The following is a 17,932-nucleotide window of genomic DNA, read 5'->3' on the forward strand; positions in this document are numbered from 1 at the left end:
ACATTTAAGTTTTTCGCTTACACAGACTCTTTTGGACTCATTATACCTCATTTTTATCTATCCGTCTATAGTTTTATCGAATGTATGTTCGTTTTGCTTTTATCTTAAACTTTCCACCTGACTCTTTTTGCATAAAAAAACGAGCAGCAAAACTGGATTTACGCTTGTTTGCTACTCGTTCAGGAATTATTATATTTCTCAACTCAAAAAATGTCAAAAGGATGGAATCATTTTTTATTTACATCCTATGCCGGATAAAATCCAGTAGGCGCCTCTGCCATATTAATCATAATGTTCTTCATCTGGGTATAATGTTCCAGGATGACCTTATGGGTCTCTCTTCCGATACCGGATGCCTTGCAGCCGCCAAATGGAGCGCCTTCCGGGATCGCATTGTAGGTGTTGACCCACATACGTCCTGTTTCCACGCCTCTTGCCACACGAAGGGCCCTGTTGATATCTCTGGTCCAAACAGCACCGCCTAAGCCGTAGGCACTGTCATTTGCCATGGCAAGGACTTCTTCCTCTGTTTTAAACTTGATGATGCATGCAACTGGTCCGAAAATCTCTTCCTGGGCAACGCGCATATCGTTGGTCACATCTCCTAATAAGGTTGGACGCAGGAAGCAGCCTTTTTCCAGTTCTCCTTCTTTCGCCTGTACACCGCCGCAAAGCACCTTTGCGCCTTCTTCCTTGCCGATCTCCACATATTTTAAGATCTTTTCCATCTGTCTGCGGTCGATCTGGCTTCCCATCTGGGTCTCTTCTTTCCATGGAAGACCTACTTTTACTTTATTAAAGCGTTTTACAGCCTCTTCTACAAAACGGTCATAAATGCTTTCCTGGACAAAGACTCTGGAACCTGCGCAGCAAACCTGGCCCTGGTTAAAGAGGATGCCCATCTGAAGTCCGTCCATTGCCATTTCCCAGTCACAGTCTTCAAAGAAGATATTGGCAGATTTTCCACCCAGCTCCAGTGTAGCAGGGATCAGTTTCTGGGCTGCTGCCAGAGCTACATTTCGTCCTACTTCTGTAGAGCCGGTAAAGGCAAGTTTTCTAAAGCCCGGATGATCTAACATATACTGACCGGATTTGGAGCCGGAACCGGTGATCACGTTAAATACGCCTGCAGGGATCACATCCTGGACCAGTCTTGCAAATTCCAGAACGCTTAAAGGTGTGGTGCTGGATGTCTTAAATACAGTACAGCAGCCGCTGGCAAGAACAGGAGCCAGTTTCCATGCTGCCATTAAAAATGGGAAGTTCCATGGAACGATCTGGCCTACTACGCCGATCGGTTCTCTTAAGATCAGGCTTAAGGTGTCTTTGCCAAGAATATTGGCACTTCCCTCTTCTGCCTGGATGCAGCCTGCAAAGTAGCGGAAATGGTCAGCTGCCATAGGGATATCTACTGCCAGTGTCTCACGGATGGGCTTGCCGTTGTCCATGGACTCTACCATAGCCAGATGTTCCTTATTTTCATCAATGATGGCAGCGATCTTATTTAAAACGGCGGCTCTTTCTGCAACTGTAGTATGCTTCCATGTTTTAAAAGCTTCCCATGCTGCTTTTACTGCCTCATCTACATCTTCCTTTGTTGCCTGGGCACACTCTGCTAATACGCTTCCGTCTGCCGGGCAGATTGTTTTAAATGTTTCATGGGCAGAAGCATCTTTCCACTGACCTCCGATAAATAACTGATAACGTTCCTGTAACTTTGCCTTTTCCATATTATTTTCCGCCTTTCTTATGCAATTTCTTTGCAGTCTTTCATGCCTTTTGCCACTGGACCATTTCCATTTCCATTTTCATAAAGCCCGCAGATCTTATTAATAAGCAGCCTTGAAAATTCCGATTACCTGTTCTTTGGTAGCCTTTCTCGGGTTGGTCAGCTGGCATACGTCCTTCATTGCATTTTCAGCCATGATCTCATAGTCTTCTTCTTTTACTCCAAGACTTCTCAGGTTCTGTGGGATACCTACCTGCTCGCTGAGCTGGCGGATGGCTGCAATGGCTTTTCTGGCTGCTTCCATAGTGGAAAGTCCGTCAATGTTTTCACCCATTGCCTTTGCAATGTCTCTGAAGCGGTTTGCATTTCCGATCAGGTTAAACTCTTCTACATGAGGAAGGAGGATAGCGTTGCACACACCATGAGGCAGGTTGTAGAAACCACCTAACTGATGAGCCATCGCATGAACATAACCTAAGGAAGCATTGTTAAAAGCGATACCGGCCAGGTACTGTCCGTATGCCATTTTGTCTCTTGCCTTCATGTATTCTCCATTTGCGACTGCCTTTGGCAGATACCGTGTGATCATGGTAATAGCCATGGTAGCAGCTGCATCTGTCAGTGGATTTGCATTGGTAGAAACATAAGCTTCAATAGCATGGGTCAAAGCATCCATTCCGGTAGCTGCTGTCAGTGACGGTGGCATGCCTACCATCAGCTTGGGATCATTGATGGCGATCTGTGGTGTCACTCTCCAGTCTACGATCGCCATTTTTACATGACGACTGGTATCTGTAATGATACAGAAGCGGGTGATCTCAGAAGCAGTTCCTGCTGTGGTGTTGATGGCAACCATAGGGCACATAGGCTTTTGTGACTTGTCCACACCCTCATAATCCCGGATGTTTCCTCCATTGGAAGCTACAATGCCGATACCCTTTGCACAGTCGTGGGAAGAACCACCGCCAAGAGAGATAATAGAGTCGCATCCATTTTCCTTGAATACCTTAAGACCGGCTTCTACGTTTACATCCTTCGGGTTTGGCTCTACCCCGCCAAATACAACGCTTTCAACACCAGAGTCCTTTAAGATATCCTGAACCATCCGGGCCATTCCCTGTTTTGCCAGAAATGCGTCTGTTACAATGAGAGTTTTCTTTCCTCCCAGGCTCTGCATTAAGGAACCTGTTTCCTTTACGGAATCTTCTCCAAATAAGTTTCTTGTAGGCAGAAAATAATAAGTTGTTCCCATGTGTCCGTACCTCGTTTCTTTGCTTATTTTTTTCACTCATTTTCCTACAGGGAGTTTTTATTTTGGAACACTTTATTCCTCCCTGTGTGTCGGTAGGCTCATGGTAACACTGATCTGATATCTTTAAAATATCCAAAATAAAACTATTAAAGGATATCAGATTTTACCACTGGATAAAAATATTACCCAGTCTTCTCACCGCTTCCGTCAGGCGGCTTTCATCCATATCAGAATAATTTAACACTAAAATATGATCATATTCCGGGTTCTTCTCACTGCAGAACCGGGACAGACATGAAATATGGATACCCATATTTTCCGCTGCCTCTTCAATCTCCGTATCTGTCATGGAAGTATCTACTTTTACCAACAGATGAGTGCCGCTCTCACCTCCGTCCACGCTGACTGCTGGCAGTAGCACCGATTGTTTTAAGATACGCTTTAAACGTTCTCCTTCTGCATGATAAAACTTCTTAAGACGGCTTAAATGGCGCTCAAAATAGCCATTTTCAATAAATCTTGCCAGAGCATACTGCTCACAGGTAGAGGCTGTATTGCAGTAAAAATTGGCGGTATCAATGTAGCGGCGCATCAGCTTCTCCGGAAGGACCATATAGCTGATACGGATAGCCGGTGTCAGGGTCTTGCTGAAGGTGTTCATATAGATCACGCTTTCGTGGGAGTCCATGCTCCCAAGTGCGGGAATAGACCGGGAACGATAGCGGAATTCGCAGTCATAATCATCCTCTATGATATAGCGTTCTTCTTTTTCTGAAGCCCAGCTTAAAAGCTCCTGACGCCTGGATGCAGACATAACTGTTCCCAATGGATAATGGTGCTCCGGGGATACATGGATAATGTCTGCCCCGCTGTCTTGCAGGCTTTTCATATGGATTCCCCCATCGTCCATGGCTATACTCTTCCACTTCAGCCCATATTCTTCATAGATCACAGGGATTTTCTTATATCCCGGGTTTTCCACAGCATAGACTGCGTCTGCAGGCAGAAGCTTGATCAGACGGCTATACAGGTATTCAATACTGGCTCCGATCACAATGCATTCAGGAGAAATGGTCATTCCACGGGTGCGGTATAAGTAATCCGCAATGGTCTCCCGCAGCTGGCGGACTCCCAGAAAATGACCTCTTTTTACCAGTTCTTTGTCATACTCTGACAGCACCTCCCTCATGACCTTTCTCCACATGGAAAATGGAAATTTATCATACACTGTGTTGTTGGCTGTAAAATCCGCAAACCATTGATCTTCCCTGTAAAGTTGGGGATATTCTGCCACTACAGGTTTATACTCCGGCATAGCTTCCACTGCCGCCACAAAATAGCCTTTTTTCTCTTTGGAATAAAGATAGCCTTCTACCACCAACTGTTCGTAGGCGCTTAAAACTGTCTTTACGCTGATGCCATTATCCCTGGCCAGCTCCCTTTTGGAAGGCAGCTTGGTCCCCGGCAGGATCCGCCCTCTTAAAATGTCTTCTTTCAGTTTCTGATACAGTTCTTCATAGAGAGAACTGCCCTTTTTCTTCTCTAACTCATAATGCAGCATTTCATCTGGTATCCTTTTTTTTCACTATTCTGGGTATTACATTGGTATCAATTTCGATTATAATAGAAAGAAAATTATTTGTAAACCGGAGGATCACTTATGGGAGTCTATGCAATTACCGGCGGTTCCGGTGGGATCGGCCTGCGTGTGATCAGTCAATTAGAAAAACAGGGACATGAGACTATCAATATCGACTGGAAAACAGGAGATATCCAGGCCGACCTTTCTATTCCAGAAGGACGGCAGAAAGTAATTGATGAATTACACGAGCTGCATCCAGAAGGTTTAGACGGTCTGATCTTATGCGCCGGCGTTCCCGGTTCCTGTCACGATCTGCGCCTGATCCTTTCTTTAAACTTTTTCGGAACGATTTCTATTATAAAAGGGGCCTACGATCTTTTAGAGAAAAAAGGCGGCAGCTGCGTAGCCACTGTTTCCAATGCTATCTCCCAGGGAGACCTGCGCATGGACTTGGCAGATATTTTAAATAATAATAATGAAGATGAACTTCGCATCCTGGATCTGGTTTCCAATTTAGATGAAAATGACCTTCTTACAGGTAACCGCCTGTACGTGGCTTCCAAGTATGCCTTAGCCAGATGGGTCCGCCGCCATTCTGCCTCTTATGCCGCAAATGGGGTTCGCATCAACGCAGTGGCACCTGGAAACGTAAACACATCCATGACTGCCACTATGTCTGTGGATGAAAAGACGGCATTAAATGCCCTTCCTATTCCTACCAAATATGGCAAAGAGACTCTTATGGAACCGGATGAGATCGCCTCTGCCATTAATTTCCTTATTTCAAAAGAAGCAAGAGGCGTCAACGGCATTATCATGTTTGTGGACGGCGGCACAGACGCCCTTCTCAATTCAGAAAAAGTATATTAGAAAGGAAACTTTCATGGAACCTGTTATCCAGAAATATCTCACAGCTCTTGAAACAAAAGATTTTGAAGCCCTGGCAGAATTATTTACCAAAAACGGCCACTACTGTGATTACTGCGCCAACGGCACATCCCAGCACGAATTTCATTTATATGGAAAAGAAGCCATTTCCATGTTTTTCCGGAATAAGTTTCTCTTCTGTCAGTATTCCATATTATCGCCCACGATCCTGAACGGCTCACAGGCAGAATTTATCGCCTCCTACGGCGGTTACCAGGTCATGGCTATTGCCAGCTTACAGCAGCTGACCGCAGACGGACATATCCGCCGACTGACCGTGCGACCGAAATAATACAATCTCACAACATCCTATACAATGAAAGGATCTGTACTCATGATAAAAGAAATAGAAAGCAGACGGAGCATCCGCCGCTATAAAGACATTCCTGTAAAAAAAGAATTAATAGAAGAAATATTAAAAGCCGGCATGCTGGCTCCTTCCTCTAAAAACCGGCAGCCATGGCATTTTATCGTAACAACAGGCTCTGCAAAGGAACAGGTCCTTAAAGCCATGGAAGCAGGACTGAAACGGGAAGAAAAACAGCCTTTTCTCCCAGAAAGTGCCCCTTATTTAGATGGTGCCAGGGCAACCCTTAAGATCATGAAAGAAGCACCTGTTATTATTTTTATCACAGACCCTCTGGCCTCTCCTATGGATCAGCCGCTGGCCATTGATGAACGTGTGTCAGAAATATGCAATGCCCAGTCCATGGGAGCTGCCATTGAAAACATGACACTGGCTGCCACAGAACTGGGCCTTGGAAGTCTTTGGATCTGTAATACGTTTTTTGCTCAGGAAGAATTAAATCACTGGTTAAATGCTGACGGCCAGCTCTATGCTGCCTTGGCTGTAGGCTACGCAGATGAAGCACCTGCTCCAAGACCAAGACGAAAAGCAGAACTGACTGTGGAGTGGCGAAAGTAACACAACCTGCATTATCCCAATGCCACATCAAGGACCATCATCAATGCAAACCCAATGGCAAATCCGATGGTACCAATATTGGAATGTTCCCCTTCTGATGCTTCCGGCACCAGTTCTTCCACTACTACGTAAAGCATGGCACCTGCTGCAAAGGAAAGGAAATATGGCATAAAGGGCTCCAGTTTTTCTGCCAATAACAGCATAAGACCGGCGCCGATGGGCTCTACAATACCGGAAAGCATACCGTAGACAAAGGCTTTTTTCTGCCCTGCCGCTTCTTTTAAAGGAAGGGAGATAACCGCTCCTTCCGGGAAATTCTGGATCGCAATTCCCAGTGACAATGCCATGGCGCCTGCCAGTGTAATGGACTCACTTTTTGCCAGCATACCTGCAAAAGCCACACCAACTGCCATTCCTTCCGGTATGTTATGTAAGGTCACTGCAAGAACCAGCATAGTGCTCTTTTTCCAATTGCTTTTTGCGCCTTCCGGCTGATCCGTATCCATATGAAGATGAGGAACTACCATATCCAGAAACAGCAAAAACGCCATTCCTAAAAGGAAGCCAGTTACTGCCGGAAGAAAAGCCAGTCTTCCAAGTCCATCACTCATTTCCATAGCCGGGATCAGAAGGGACCACACAGAAGCAGCCACCATCACTCCCGAAGCAAAGCCCAGAAATGCTTTCTGCACTCCGGGCTTTAATTCTCCCCGCAGGAAGAACACGCAGGCGCTGCCTGCTGTGGTTCCTATAAAAGGGATCAGTATTCCTGTTAAAATATCCATCTGCTACCTCATGTTGCTACATTGCTGCCCCATCCATAGGCGGATCTACCATCTCTAAAGAGCATCGTCATAACGATCAGTCGATCATTCCCCGAAGTTTCAGATAATCTTTGATCAGTTTGATCATCTGATCATAATCAATACGGCTGGCATTAATAGGAAGGTCATAATTTTCCATATCCATCCAGTTTCTGCCAGTGAAATATTTATGATACTCTGTGCGCTCCTTATCGATCTTCTTCATGCGGCGCAGTGCTTCTTCTTCGTCTACCTTGTCTACGTCCATAACTCTGCGGACTCTGGTAACCGTATCTGCATAGACGAAAATGCGGACTACATCATCTAACTGATCCTGAAGAACATAATTGCCACAGCGTCCAATGATAATGCAGTTTTCAGACTCTGCCAGCTTGCGGATGACCTCGGACTGGAAGCGGAACAGATTTTCCGGTGATGTAAGCCTATGTCCATCCTTTACAGGTGCGGAAAGCTCCGGCTTCATATTGGTAACTGTACGATATAATAAGTTATTCCCTGCTTTTTCATCTGCAAGACGGAAGTACTGTTCTCCAATAGCACTGGTCTCTGATGTCATTTTCAGGATCTCTTCATCATAATAATGAATACCCAGCTCTTCTGCAAGGCGCATACCTGTAATACGTCCGCCGCTTCCGTACTGACGCTCGATTGTGATCACATAATGTTTATCGCTCATATGACCGACCTCCCTTGTTTTGCTATCTTAAGTATAGCACATTTTTACCTAACCGAACACTATATTATCTGAAATTTACTGAAATTTTTCTTCAAATTTCTCATAACAACAGGTGCAACGGATACAGCTTTGCAAAAAACAGTTGACAAAACCCGCCCTATGTATTAAGATACGGATTAACAGCTAAACCGTTGAGAAAGAGGAGTAAGCTTCCAATGCATTAGCACAGAGAGCCGCAGGTGGTGGGATTGCGGTATAAGGCAGGCAGCTGAATGGACTTTTGAGGGCAGTCTTGAAATATTTCAGTAGGGACTGACGGACTCTGCACCCGTTACATTTGCAGCACATATGTTAGTATGTGAAAAGTGGACTTTCAGTCAATTTGAGTGGCACCGCGGATCATATTCGTCTCAATCACAATCGTATTGTGTTTGGGACTTTTTTTATTCCAAAATATTATTTCAAATTTTATTTTCAGGAGGTAAGTATTATGAAAAAATCTATGGCATTCCTTTTAACCGCAGCAATGGGCGCAGCTTTATTAACAGGCTGCGGAAGCTCCTCTTCTACTGCTACTACAGCAGCAGATACCACAGCAGCCCCTTCTTCTGAGGCAGCATCCTCCGAGGAAGCTTCCAGCGAAGCAGAAAACACCGCTGATGCAGACGGCTCCTACACCATCGGTATCGGCCAGTTTGCAGAGCACGGCTCTCTTGACAACTGCCGTGAAGGTTTCTTAGAAGGCCTTGCAGCAGAAGGCATTGAAGAAGGAAAGAACTTAACCGTTCTTTATCAGAATGCACAGGCTGACGGCGGTACTTCCGCACAGATCGCCAATACATTTGCAGGAAAGAACGTAGATTTAATGTGTGGTATCGCAACTCCTATGGCTCAGGCTGAATATAGCGTGGCTATGAAATCTGATATTCCTGTTATCTTCACCGCAGTTACTGACCCAGTTGCAGCCGAACTGGCAAATGCAGACGGAATCCCAATCGGCGAGATCACAGGTACCAGCGATAAGCTTCCTGTAGAGCAGCAGTTAAAGATGATCCGCGAGATCTTACCTGATGCAAAGACCATCGGTATCATGTACACCACCAGCGAAGTAAACTCTGAGTCTGCGATTGCAGAATACAAGGAACTGGCTCCAAATTATGACTTTGAGATCGTAGACTCCGGTATCTCCTCTTCTGCAGATATTCCTCTGGCAGCAGATACTTTAATTGGAAAGGTTGACTGTATCACAAATCTGACCGATAATACAGTAGTAGCATCTCTTCCTGTTATCTTAAGCAAGGCTTCCGCAAAGAACATTCCTGTATTCGGAAGTGAGATCGAGCAGGTAAAGATCGGCTGCCTGGCTGCTATGGGTCTTGATTATGTAGAACTTGGCAAGCAGACCGGTGAAATGGCTGCAAAGGTATTAAAAGGCGAAGCAAAAGCAAGTGAATTAAACTTTGAGACCATTAAGGATGCTGCATTCTACGGCAACACCAAAGTAGCTGAAAATCTTGGCATCACTCTTCCTGAGTCTTTAACAGGAAATGCTGCTGAACTCTTTGACAGCATTACAGAGTAATTTTAGTAGGAACACAAGTATTGGAGGAACATCATGACAACGATCATTTTCGGTATTCTGGAAGAAGGCCTTGTATATGCCATCATGGCTCTGGGCGTTTACATCACTTATAAGATCCTGGACTTCCCGGATCTGTCTGTAGACGGCACCTTCCCACTTGGCGCTGCAGTGACTGCAGCAGGCATTGCAAACGGGCTTCCTTTCATTGGTACCATTTCACCTGTAGCAGCATTATTCATTTCCTTTACAGTGGGTGCTTTAGCCGGCTGTATCACCGGTCTCATCCACGTAAAGTTGAAAGTACGTGACCTGCTCTCCGGTATCATTGTCATGACGGCCCTCTATTCCATTAATTTAAGGATCGCAGGAAAAGCAAACCTTCCTATTTTTAGTAAGGAAACCATCTTTTCCAATTCCTTCCTTTCCGCTCATGTGCCGGAAGCTGCATCCCCATTTATCGTGACCATTATCCTGTTTGTGATCGTTATGATCTGCAAGGTGTTATTAGACGCTTACTTACAGACACGTTCCGGATACCTGCTTCGTGCAGTTGGTGACAATGACGTACTGGTCACTTCTCTTGCAAAAGACAAAGGCCTTGTAAAGATCGTAGGTCTTGCTATTGCAAACGGTTTTGCAGCTCTTGCAGGAAGCGTTTACTGCCAGCAGAAAGGCTTCTTTGAGATCTCCATCGGTACTGGTACCATGGTCATCGGCCTTGCAAATGTGATCATCGGAACCCAGCTGTTAAAAAGAGTTGGATTTATCCGCTCTACTACTGCTGTTATCATCGGTTCCATTGTATACAAAGCCTGCGTATCCATTGCGCTGCTGTTAAATGACCTGCACATTGCAGGACTGGACCTTTCCATTCCTGTCACTGCATCCGACTTGAAGCTGATCACTTCTGTATTATTCCTGATCATCCTTGTAGTAAGCCCTTCCGGCGGAAAGAAGGTAAAGAGCCATGCTTGAATTAAAACACATCCATAAATATTACAACGCAGGTACAGTAAATGAAATGTGCCTGTTTAATGATTTTAACTTAACCATTGAAGACCACCAGTTTGTATCCGTAGTAGGAAGCAATGGTTCCGGTAAAACTTCTCTTTTAAATATCATCTGCGGAAGTATCCCGTTAGATGACGGCCGTATTATCATCGGTGGCGAAGACATTACCAAAATGCCGGAATACAAGCGTCAGCGCCGCATTGGACGCGTTTACCAGAACCCGTCTATGGGAACCTGCCCTTCTATGACCATTGCAGAGAACATGGCTTTAGCAGATAATAAGGGCAAAGCCTTCAATCTCCGTCCTGGAACCAACAAACAGCGCCTGGAATTCTACCGCGAATCTCTCCGCTCCCTTGGCCTTGGACTGGAAGATAAAATGGACGTAAAAGTAGGCGTTCTCTCCGGCGGACAGCGCCAGGCAATGGCACTTTTAATGTCCACTATGACTCCTATTGAATTCCTGATCCTGGATGAACACACTGCTGCTCTGGATCCAAAAACTGCGGAAACGATCATGGAACTGACCAACAAAGTAGTCCGTGAAAAGAACCTGACTACCATTATGGTCACCCACAATCTCCGCTTTGCTGTGGAATATGGTGACAGACTGTTAATGATGCACCAGGGACATGCAGTGATCGATAAAGCAGGCGCAGAAAAAGACGCTACTACCATTGATCATATCCTTAAGAAATTTAATGAGATCAGTATTGAGTGTGGAAACTAGATAGCAAAGGGACGCGCCAACCGGTGCGTCCCTTAATTCTTTCATTCAATTTTTATTCTGCAAATACCATGATCCGTGTTGCTGTATTCTCTCCATCAGACCATACCACTGCTTTTCTGCCCTGAGTCAGGTCATCTAACGTAACAATATTTCTGGTAAGATACGGTACGATCCCACAGTCATCTGCCAGTGTATATTCTGTGCCGTCCATAGCAGTCAGTACAGACTGGGAAGAAGCTGCATCTGTCACTACTGATTTAACTGTTACATAGTCCGGAACCTTAAAATCTGCCGGAACATTGGCAAAGATCATCGTCGCATTGGTCATTGGCGGAAGGCTCATGGTCATTGCCGGTCCGATGTAAGCGTAGATGGTGTCTCCGTCTTTAATATCAGAAAGTTCTATTGGAAGACCGGAAACTGCGTCTAATACATAAGTAGACTCCTGGGAAACGTTTAAGATCACTTCTCCCTGATATCCCTGATCTGCCTGACTGTCAATGGATAATCTGCCATCTTCCATCTGGGTAGCCGGTCCAAACAGGCATACAGAGTCTTCTGCCTGCTCTGGCTGCTCTTCTGCACTTTCGATCGTGCCGCTTACAGTTTCTACAACGGTAGTCTCTTCTGCAGAAGAAGTAGGTTCTTCAGACTCTACCACCACTGGTCTTGACTCATTTACAAGAGGCAATGTGGTTGCCGCATCCACTTTATTGGAGCATCCGCCAAGGCCTAAAACTGCTGCGCTGCATAATACTGCTGCGTATAAATGATATTTTCTCAATATGATTTCTCCTTTTCTATAACAAAGATCATTTCTTTAACTGTGCTCTAATACTCAGGTTCCCGTGCTGACGCGCTCCACTGCCTGCTGACGCAGGCGGAACCTTCGTTAATGACTTGAGAAAAACAAATGTCTGCTGACGCAGCCGCTTGTTTTTCTCTGCGTTCATTATATACTATATTCCCCTTACATCCAATAAAGCTTTTCTTAAGTCTTTTTTAAATCTCTACAACAAAACAGGAGCCTTCCCATATAATTACAGGAAAGCTCCTTTTTTTATATACAATATAGTTTTGAAACCTTTTAACAGGCTTTTATTATCTTGCCATCTCACTCTGTGGTCCGGTCTGATTATGGGCCTTGATAATGGTCTCGATTTCTTCCAGGTTAGAGGATGGAAGATCTCCAGGAATGGTGTTCTTTACAGCTGCTGTGGCGTTTCCAAAAGCAACTGCCTTCTGGCAGTCACCACCGCTGCTTAACAGGCCGTAGAGAGCGCCGGAAATATAAGCATCACCACTACCGATACGGTCTACTACTTCAATGTCACGATATGGCTCTTCTTCGTAGAAAGTATCTCTTGCTGCATCATAGATCACAGAACCAAAGGTATGGCGTTTCGGGCTGTGTACGATACGCTGGGTGGAAGCTACGATAGAGATCGGATATTCTTCTGTAAAGCTCTTCATCATTTCTTTTGCTGTACCAGTCTTTAAGAAGGTCAGTCTTGCAGTATCTTCAGAGCAGAAGAAGATATCTACATAAGGAAGGATACGCTCAATGCATTCTCTTGCTTCATCACCCGTCCACAAGTTTCCACGGAAGTTTACATCAAAAGAAACCAGGGTTCCTGCTTCTTTGAAACGTTTGATCATCTCAATGGTAGTCTCTCTGATCTTCTCACTAAGAGCCAGAGTAATACCGGTGGTATGGAAACACTTGGAAGCTGTGTATACTTCCTCCGGGATCTCATCAATATCCAGAGTAAAGAAAGAACTGTTCATACGGTCATAAATAACCTTTGGTTTTCTTGGGTATGCACCGTTTTCATAGTAATAAATACCTACACGGGCTGATGGAGAATGATCATACATAAAAAAGTCATCACTGACACCAAAGGAACGGATCTTACCTTTCATAAAGCTGCCGATATCATGTGACGGAAGTTTGGAGATAACACCGGTATGAAGGCCTAACAGAGACGCACCAACTGCTACGTTTAATTCTGCACCGCCTACCTGTTTTACAAATGTATCACCTCTGGAAAGACGGTCATTGTCTGGTGGTGACAGTCTTAAAAGAAGCTGACCTAATGTCAGCAGGTCAAATGTTCTTCCTTTTATCTCTCCCATTTTCATATCCTCCTGAAGTTTAAAAAATTTTCATAAACGTATTATTAAAGAAAATTTCTAAAGAAAAGGCCTGTCTGAAAATACATTCCAGGAACGCTATTTCCAAACAGGCCTTTCGGTCTTAATTTTTAACTCTTAAGAAGAGTAATTATCTCTGTACACGACCTGAACCGTCGCCGCCTGCTAAGGTTTCAACTTCTGCACGGGTTACCAGGTTGAAGTCTCCAGGGATGGTGTGCTTTAATGCGGAAGCTGCTACTGCGAATTCCAGAGCTGCCTTCATATCCTTGCCATCAGCCAGACCGCAGATCAGACCACCTGCGAAGGAGTCGCCGCCGCCTACACGGTCAACGATTGGAGCGATGTGGTACTTTCTGGAGTGGTAGAATTCACGAGTCTGTCCGTCCATGATGCAAGCAGACCAGTCATTGTTGGAAGCGCTGTGGCTTTCACGTAAGGAGCTGATGATGTACTTAAATCCGAACTTGTCAGCCATCTGATTAAAGATGTCAACGTATCCAGCTAATTCCAGTTCTCCGGAAGTAACATCAGTGTTGCCTGGCTTGAAGCCAAGAACCTTCTCTGCATCCTCTTCGTTACCGATGCAAACATCAACATACTGCATCAGGTTGGTCATAACCTTCTGAGCCTTCTCGGAAGACCACAGTTTCTTACGGAAGTTTAAGTCTACGGAAACAGTTACGCCGTGAGCCTTAGCTGCCTTTAAAGCTGCCTCAGTCAGTTCGATTGCTGCATCGCTGACAGCTGGAGTGATACCGGTGAAGTGGAACCAGTCAGCATCAGCAAAGATCTCATCGAAGTTGAACTCATCTGCAGTTGCAGTAGAGATAGAGCTGTGTGCACGGTCATAAACTACGTTGGAAGCTCTCATTGCAGAACCGGTCTCTAAGTAGTAAATTCCCAGTCTCTCACCGCTTCTTGCGATGTACTTTGTACCTACATTGTATTTTCTTAAAGCTGCTACTGCGCACTCACCGATTGGGTTAGCTGGTACTGCAGTAACGAACTGTACGTCATGACCATAGTTAGCTAAAGATACAGCTACGTTAGCCTCGCCGCCGCCGTAGTTTACATCAAACTCATCTGCCTGGATAAATTTTTCATTATTTGGGGTAGATAATCTTAACATGATCTCGCCCATGGTAACAATCTTTGCCATTTTAATATTCTCCTTAAGATATGTGAAAATTGATATTACAGTTCAGCGCATGGCTGAACTGTAAGAAATTTATTAACAATTATGCTCTTGCTGCTGCTACAGCCTTAACGAATTCCTGAGCCTTTGCAGTTACAGCTGCGAAATCACCAGTCTTAGCGCCCTTTGTAAGGCTGCTTCCGGTACCAACTGCGTATGCACCAGCATGGATCCACTTATCAACGTTGTCTACGTCAACACCGCCGGATGGCATGAACTCACCCTGTGGCAGAGGTCCCTTGAAGGAGCTGATAGCTGCAGGTCCTACGATATTTCCTGGGAAGATCTTGATTACATCGCATCCAGCTTCCATAGCGGTAATAGCTTCGCTTGGAGTCATAACGCCTGGCAGCATTGGTACTCTGTAACGGTTGCAAAGCTTGATGGTCTCTACATTTAAGCCTGGGCTTACGATGTAGTTAGCACCTGCTAAGATGCAAGCTCTTGCAGTCTCTGGATCCAGAACGGTACCAGCACCGATCACGATCTTGTCATTGTCTTTATACTTGTCAGCCATCTTCTTGATGAAGCCTACTGGATCACCGTCATCCATAGTCATGGTCAGCTCGATAAAGTTGATGCCACCTTCAATAATAGCATCTACTACCTTCTCACCCTGCTCATAATTCTTTGCACGTACTACAGCAACCAGGCAGTCTTCTTTCAGTCTTGCTAAAACATGTTCTTTTTTCATTTTTCTTCTCCTTCTTTCGATGAGGTTCGTAAATACGAATTAATTTCATATTTACGATTTATACTTAAATTTTAATAGTTACCAACTGATTTGTCAACAGCAAAACAGATAAATTATTATCTTTTATCCTGTTTTATTTACCCAAAAATCCCAAAAGTCTTGAAAGCGCTTTTGCCTTCTCGCAAACCAGCCTTCCTAAGGCGTCATAATCCTCTGTAGGCTTGTAAAGACTGGACACACTGATGGCCCCGATCACATTCCCATCCGGGCCGAAAACAGGGGAACCTACACATTCCATATGTTCCTCCAACTCCCTTGCGTCAAAGGCGTATCCATTTTCCCGGACCCGATCCAGTTCTTCTATGAAATGAGTCTTGTCCTGAATGGTACGCTGGGTATGGGGACGGAAATTGATCCGGTCTGCTAAGGCATCCCGCTCTTCCTGCTCCATATTTGCCATAATGGCCTTTCCAAGGGAAGTACAGTACAATGGGTTCTTGGTTCCTACAGTCGCTGTTGTGATAATGGGATTTTCCGGCTCAAATTTACAGATGTAAACAATAGAGTCATCTGAACGCACTCCAAAGAATACGGTCTTTCCCACTTCTTTCGCAAAAGCTTTTAATACAGGATCAATGGTACCGATAAAATCCAGGTTATTTGTATAATTAATTCCTACACGATAAGCAGTAAGTCCGATGGTATAACGCTGCTTCTGCCCCTTTACCACATGGACCATACCTGTATGTGCCAGTGTTGTGATAATGTCATAGGCGCTGGTCTTTGGAAGTTCTAACTTCTCACAGATCTCATCCAGTGTAATACCATCCGGCTTTTTGGAAACCATTTTCAGTATATCCACTGTGCGCAGCGTTGTCCGGTTTAATTTCATTTATGTTCCTCCTGCATCAGGTTCTGTCGATCATATATGTCTTTTGTATTTGGTCGTATATATGTTTCTTATACGCATATACGATTTTCTTCTTTTAGTATAGCGCATCCTGAAACAGATTACAAGATGCGCTTTTGTTTTCCTGGCACAGTCAGATCAAATTCCGTTGCCGGTCATGCAACGCATGAACCGTAACTGTTTTGTTCACTAATACTTACAGAGTTACACCCTGTTTGAAGATTGCCATATCATGAAAACCGGCTGCTTCTGATTTAACCTTGCGTCCGGAAGCAACTTCCAATACATAGTTTAACAGATCCTGTGCCAGTTCTTCTTTGGTCTTATCCTCTACCATCTGTCCCGCATTGAAATCGATCCAGTTGGACTTGTGTCCTGCAAGCTTGGAGTTACTGGAGATCTTTACAGTTGGAACAGGGGAAGCAAACGGAGTGCCGCGGCCGGTAGTAAACAATACCATATGAGCGCCGGATACTGCCAGCGCAGTTGCTGCTACCAGGTCATTTCCAGGTGCGCTTAAGAGGTTTAATCCCTTAACCTTAACTGGCTCCGCATACTCTAATACACCCTTTACTAAAGAACTTCCTGACTTCTGGGTGCATCCTAAGGATTTATCCTCCAGAGTAGAGATACCGCCCTTCTTGTTACCTGGGGATGGGTTCTCATAAATAGTCTGGTTGTGGCTGGTAAAGTAGTTCTTGAAGTTGTTGATCAGAGCTACGGTCTTGTCAAAAAGCTCCGGAGTTGCGCAGCGGTTCATTAACAGAGTCTCTGCACCAAACATTTCCGGAACCTCTGTTAAAATAGTAGTTCCGCCCTTGCTTACTAACAGATCAGAGAAAGCACCAACTACAGGGTTTGCAGTGATACCGGAAAGTCCGTCAGAACCACCGCACTTCATACCGATGATCAGTTCGCTTGCGTCGATCTTCTCTCTGGAGAATGCGTTTGCATAGGTTGCCAGTTCTTCCAGGATACCCATAGCGGTCTCCATCTCATCTTCTACATCCTGGCACTGTAAGAATTTAACACGCTGCTCATCATACTCGCCAATGTAATCCATTAATACAGGAATATTGCTGTTCTCGCAGCCAAGTCCTAATACCAGAACACCTGCTGCATTTGGATGATGGATCATGTCTGCCAGAACTTTTCTGGTGTTTTCCTGGTCATCACCCATCTGGGAACATCCATATGGATGCTGGAATGCAATGATATCTTCTACATTTCCGCCTACAAACTTCTTTGCAGCAGTCTCAAGAGCCTTTGCAATAGAGTTTACACAGCCAACAGTTGGAACGATCCAGATCTCATTACGGATACCGACTTTTCCGTCTGCTCTGCGGTAGCCGTCAAAGTATACATGCCCAGATGGCTCTACGTCCTTGCTTCCTTCTGGTTTATACTCATAAGAAAGAACATCGCCTAAAGCGGTCTTTACATTATGAACATGTACCCATGCGCCTTTTTCAATAGCTTCTTTTGCGTAGCCGATACGGAAACCGTATTTAACTACCTCTTCACCCTGTGCAATGGCACGAAGGGCAAATTTATGTCCCTGTGGGATATCCTGGACCAGAGTTACCTTTTCTCCTGCTACATCCAGGGTCTCTCCTTCATTTAAAGGACGAAGAGCAACGGCAACGTTATCATTCTGATTGATCTTGACAATGTCCTGCATGGTCTTTAATCTCCTATCTTTGTTTTTGTACTCAGGAAACCTTCCCAAAATAAAATC

17 protein-coding genes and 1 other annotated feature are annotated in these 17,932 nt (G+C 44.9%); of the genes, 6 read left to right on the top strand and 11 right to left on the bottom strand.

Annotation, left to right across the window (positions count from 1 at the left end):
* Positions 1 to 245: 245 nt before the first annotated feature.
* The 3 genes from DW251_RS13565 to DW251_RS13575 form a co-directional block, all read right to left on the bottom strand.
* Positions 246 to 1,730 (bottom strand): aldehyde dehydrogenase family protein, encoded by a 1,485-nt coding sequence (locus DW251_RS13565; RefSeq protein ID WP_118301472.1) that lies wholly within the window; start codon positions 1,728 to 1,730, stop codon positions 246 to 248.
* A 99-nt stretch (positions 1,731 to 1,829) separates the two neighbouring features.
* Positions 1,830 to 2,981: an iron-containing alcohol dehydrogenase gene (locus tag DW251_RS13570; RefSeq protein WP_021869936.1), complete on the bottom strand. Its 1,152-nt coding sequence runs from the start codon at positions 2,979 to 2,981 to the stop codon at positions 1,830 to 1,832.
* A gap of 163 nt (positions 2,982 to 3,144) precedes the next feature.
* A complete protein-coding gene (locus DW251_RS13575) occupies positions 3,145 to 4,542 on the bottom strand; it encodes a PLP-dependent aminotransferase family protein (RefSeq protein ID WP_118301473.1) in 1,398 nt (465 codons plus the stop codon).
* 99 nt (positions 4,543 to 4,641) lie between these two features.
* On the opposite strand from DW251_RS13575, the gene DW251_RS13580 reads away from it, so the two are divergent.
* Genes DW251_RS13580 through DW251_RS13590 form a run of 3 tightly spaced genes read left to right on the top strand, consistent with a single transcriptional unit; the run spans position 4,642 to position 6,415 of the window.
* Positions 4,642 to 5,433 carry an SDR family oxidoreductase gene (locus DW251_RS13580; protein WP_021869934.1) on the top strand — a complete coding sequence of 264 codons (792 nt, stop codon included), beginning with the start codon at positions 4,642 to 4,644 and terminating at the stop codon, positions 5,431 to 5,433.
* Positions 5,434 to 5,446: 13 nt separating this feature from the next.
* Positions 5,447 to 5,782, top strand: coding sequence for a hypothetical protein (locus DW251_RS13585; RefSeq protein WP_118301474.1), 336 nt, complete (start codon positions 5,447 to 5,449; stop codon positions 5,780 to 5,782).
* Positions 5,783 to 5,824: 42 nt separating this feature from the next.
* On the top strand, positions 5,825 to 6,415 hold the full coding sequence (locus DW251_RS13590) for a nitroreductase family protein (RefSeq protein WP_021869932.1): 591 nt from the start codon (positions 5,825 to 5,827) through the stop codon (positions 6,413 to 6,415).
* A gap of 11 nt (positions 6,416 to 6,426) precedes the next feature.
* Here the strand turns inward: DW251_RS13590 and DW251_RS13595 are convergent, their stop codons facing one another.
* Entirely contained in the window at positions 6,427 to 7,200 is a 774-nt protein-coding gene (locus tag DW251_RS13595) for a ZIP family metal transporter (RefSeq protein ID WP_118301475.1), read from the bottom strand.
* A gap of 76 nt (positions 7,201 to 7,276) precedes the next feature.
* Entirely contained in the window at positions 7,277 to 7,915 is a 639-nt protein-coding gene (locus DW251_RS13600; protein WP_118301476.1) for a cytidylate kinase-like family protein, read from the bottom strand.
* A 182-nt stretch (positions 7,916 to 8,097) separates the two neighbouring features.
* Positions 8,098 to 8,331: a binding site (T-box leader), on the top strand.
* Positions 8,332 to 8,405: 74 nt separating this feature from the next.
* Here DW251_RS13600 and DW251_RS13605 point away from each other — a divergent pair.
* The 3 genes from DW251_RS13605 to DW251_RS13615 are packed head-to-tail and all read left to right on the top strand — an operon-like array spanning position 8,406 to position 11,238.
* Entirely contained in the window at positions 8,406 to 9,497 is a 1,092-nt protein-coding gene (locus tag DW251_RS13605) for an ABC transporter substrate-binding protein (protein ID WP_021869929.1), read from the top strand.
* Between the two features lie 33 nt (positions 9,498 to 9,530).
* Complete coding sequence (locus DW251_RS13610; RefSeq protein WP_021869928.1) at positions 9,531 to 10,472, top strand: ABC transporter permease; 942 nt, start codon at positions 9,531 to 9,533, stop codon at positions 10,470 to 10,472.
* Positions 10,465 to 11,238 (top strand): ATP-binding cassette domain-containing protein, encoded by a 774-nt coding sequence (locus DW251_RS13615; RefSeq protein ID WP_021869927.1) that lies wholly within the window; start codon positions 10,465 to 10,467, stop codon positions 11,236 to 11,238. The genes DW251_RS13610 and DW251_RS13615 overlap by 8 nt, the downstream gene beginning before the upstream one ends.
* A gap of 52 nt (positions 11,239 to 11,290) precedes the next feature.
* Here the strand turns inward: DW251_RS13615 and DW251_RS13620 are convergent, their stop codons facing one another.
* From DW251_RS13620 to DW251_RS13645, 6 genes are all read right to left on the bottom strand, one after another.
* Positions 11,291 to 12,022, bottom strand: a complete 732-nt coding sequence (locus DW251_RS13620) for a hypothetical protein (RefSeq protein ID WP_118301477.1) — start codon at positions 12,020 to 12,022, stop codon at positions 11,291 to 11,293.
* A gap of 317 nt (positions 12,023 to 12,339) precedes the next feature.
* On the bottom strand, positions 12,340 to 13,374 hold the full coding sequence (locus DW251_RS13625; protein ID WP_021869925.1) for a sugar kinase: 1,035 nt from the start codon (positions 13,372 to 13,374) through the stop codon (positions 12,340 to 12,342).
* A 148-nt stretch (positions 13,375 to 13,522) separates the two neighbouring features.
* Positions 13,523 to 14,554 (bottom strand): sugar kinase, encoded by a 1,032-nt coding sequence (locus tag DW251_RS13630; RefSeq protein ID WP_021869924.1) that lies wholly within the window; start codon positions 14,552 to 14,554, stop codon positions 13,523 to 13,525.
* A gap of 79 nt (positions 14,555 to 14,633) precedes the next feature.
* Positions 14,634 to 15,284: a bifunctional 2-keto-4-hydroxyglutarate aldolase/2-keto-3-deoxy-6-phosphogluconate aldolase gene (locus DW251_RS13635; RefSeq protein ID WP_021869923.1), complete on the bottom strand. Its 651-nt coding sequence runs from the start codon at positions 15,282 to 15,284 to the stop codon at positions 14,634 to 14,636.
* Between the two features lie 133 nt (positions 15,285 to 15,417).
* A complete protein-coding gene (locus tag DW251_RS13640) occupies positions 15,418 to 16,176 on the bottom strand; it encodes an IclR family transcriptional regulator (RefSeq protein ID WP_021869922.1) in 759 nt (252 codons plus the stop codon).
* A 214-nt stretch (positions 16,177 to 16,390) separates the two neighbouring features.
* Positions 16,391 to 17,875 (bottom strand): altronate dehydratase family protein, encoded by a 1,485-nt coding sequence (locus DW251_RS13645; RefSeq protein ID WP_118301478.1) that lies wholly within the window; start codon positions 17,873 to 17,875, stop codon positions 16,391 to 16,393.
* Between the last annotated feature and the right edge of the window lie 57 nt (positions 17,876 to 17,932).

This window comes from Clostridium sp. AM22-11AC (assembly GCF_003473545.1).
In the GTDB taxonomy this organism is placed as follows: domain Bacteria; phylum Bacillota; class Clostridia; order Lachnospirales; family Lachnospiraceae; genus Enterocloster.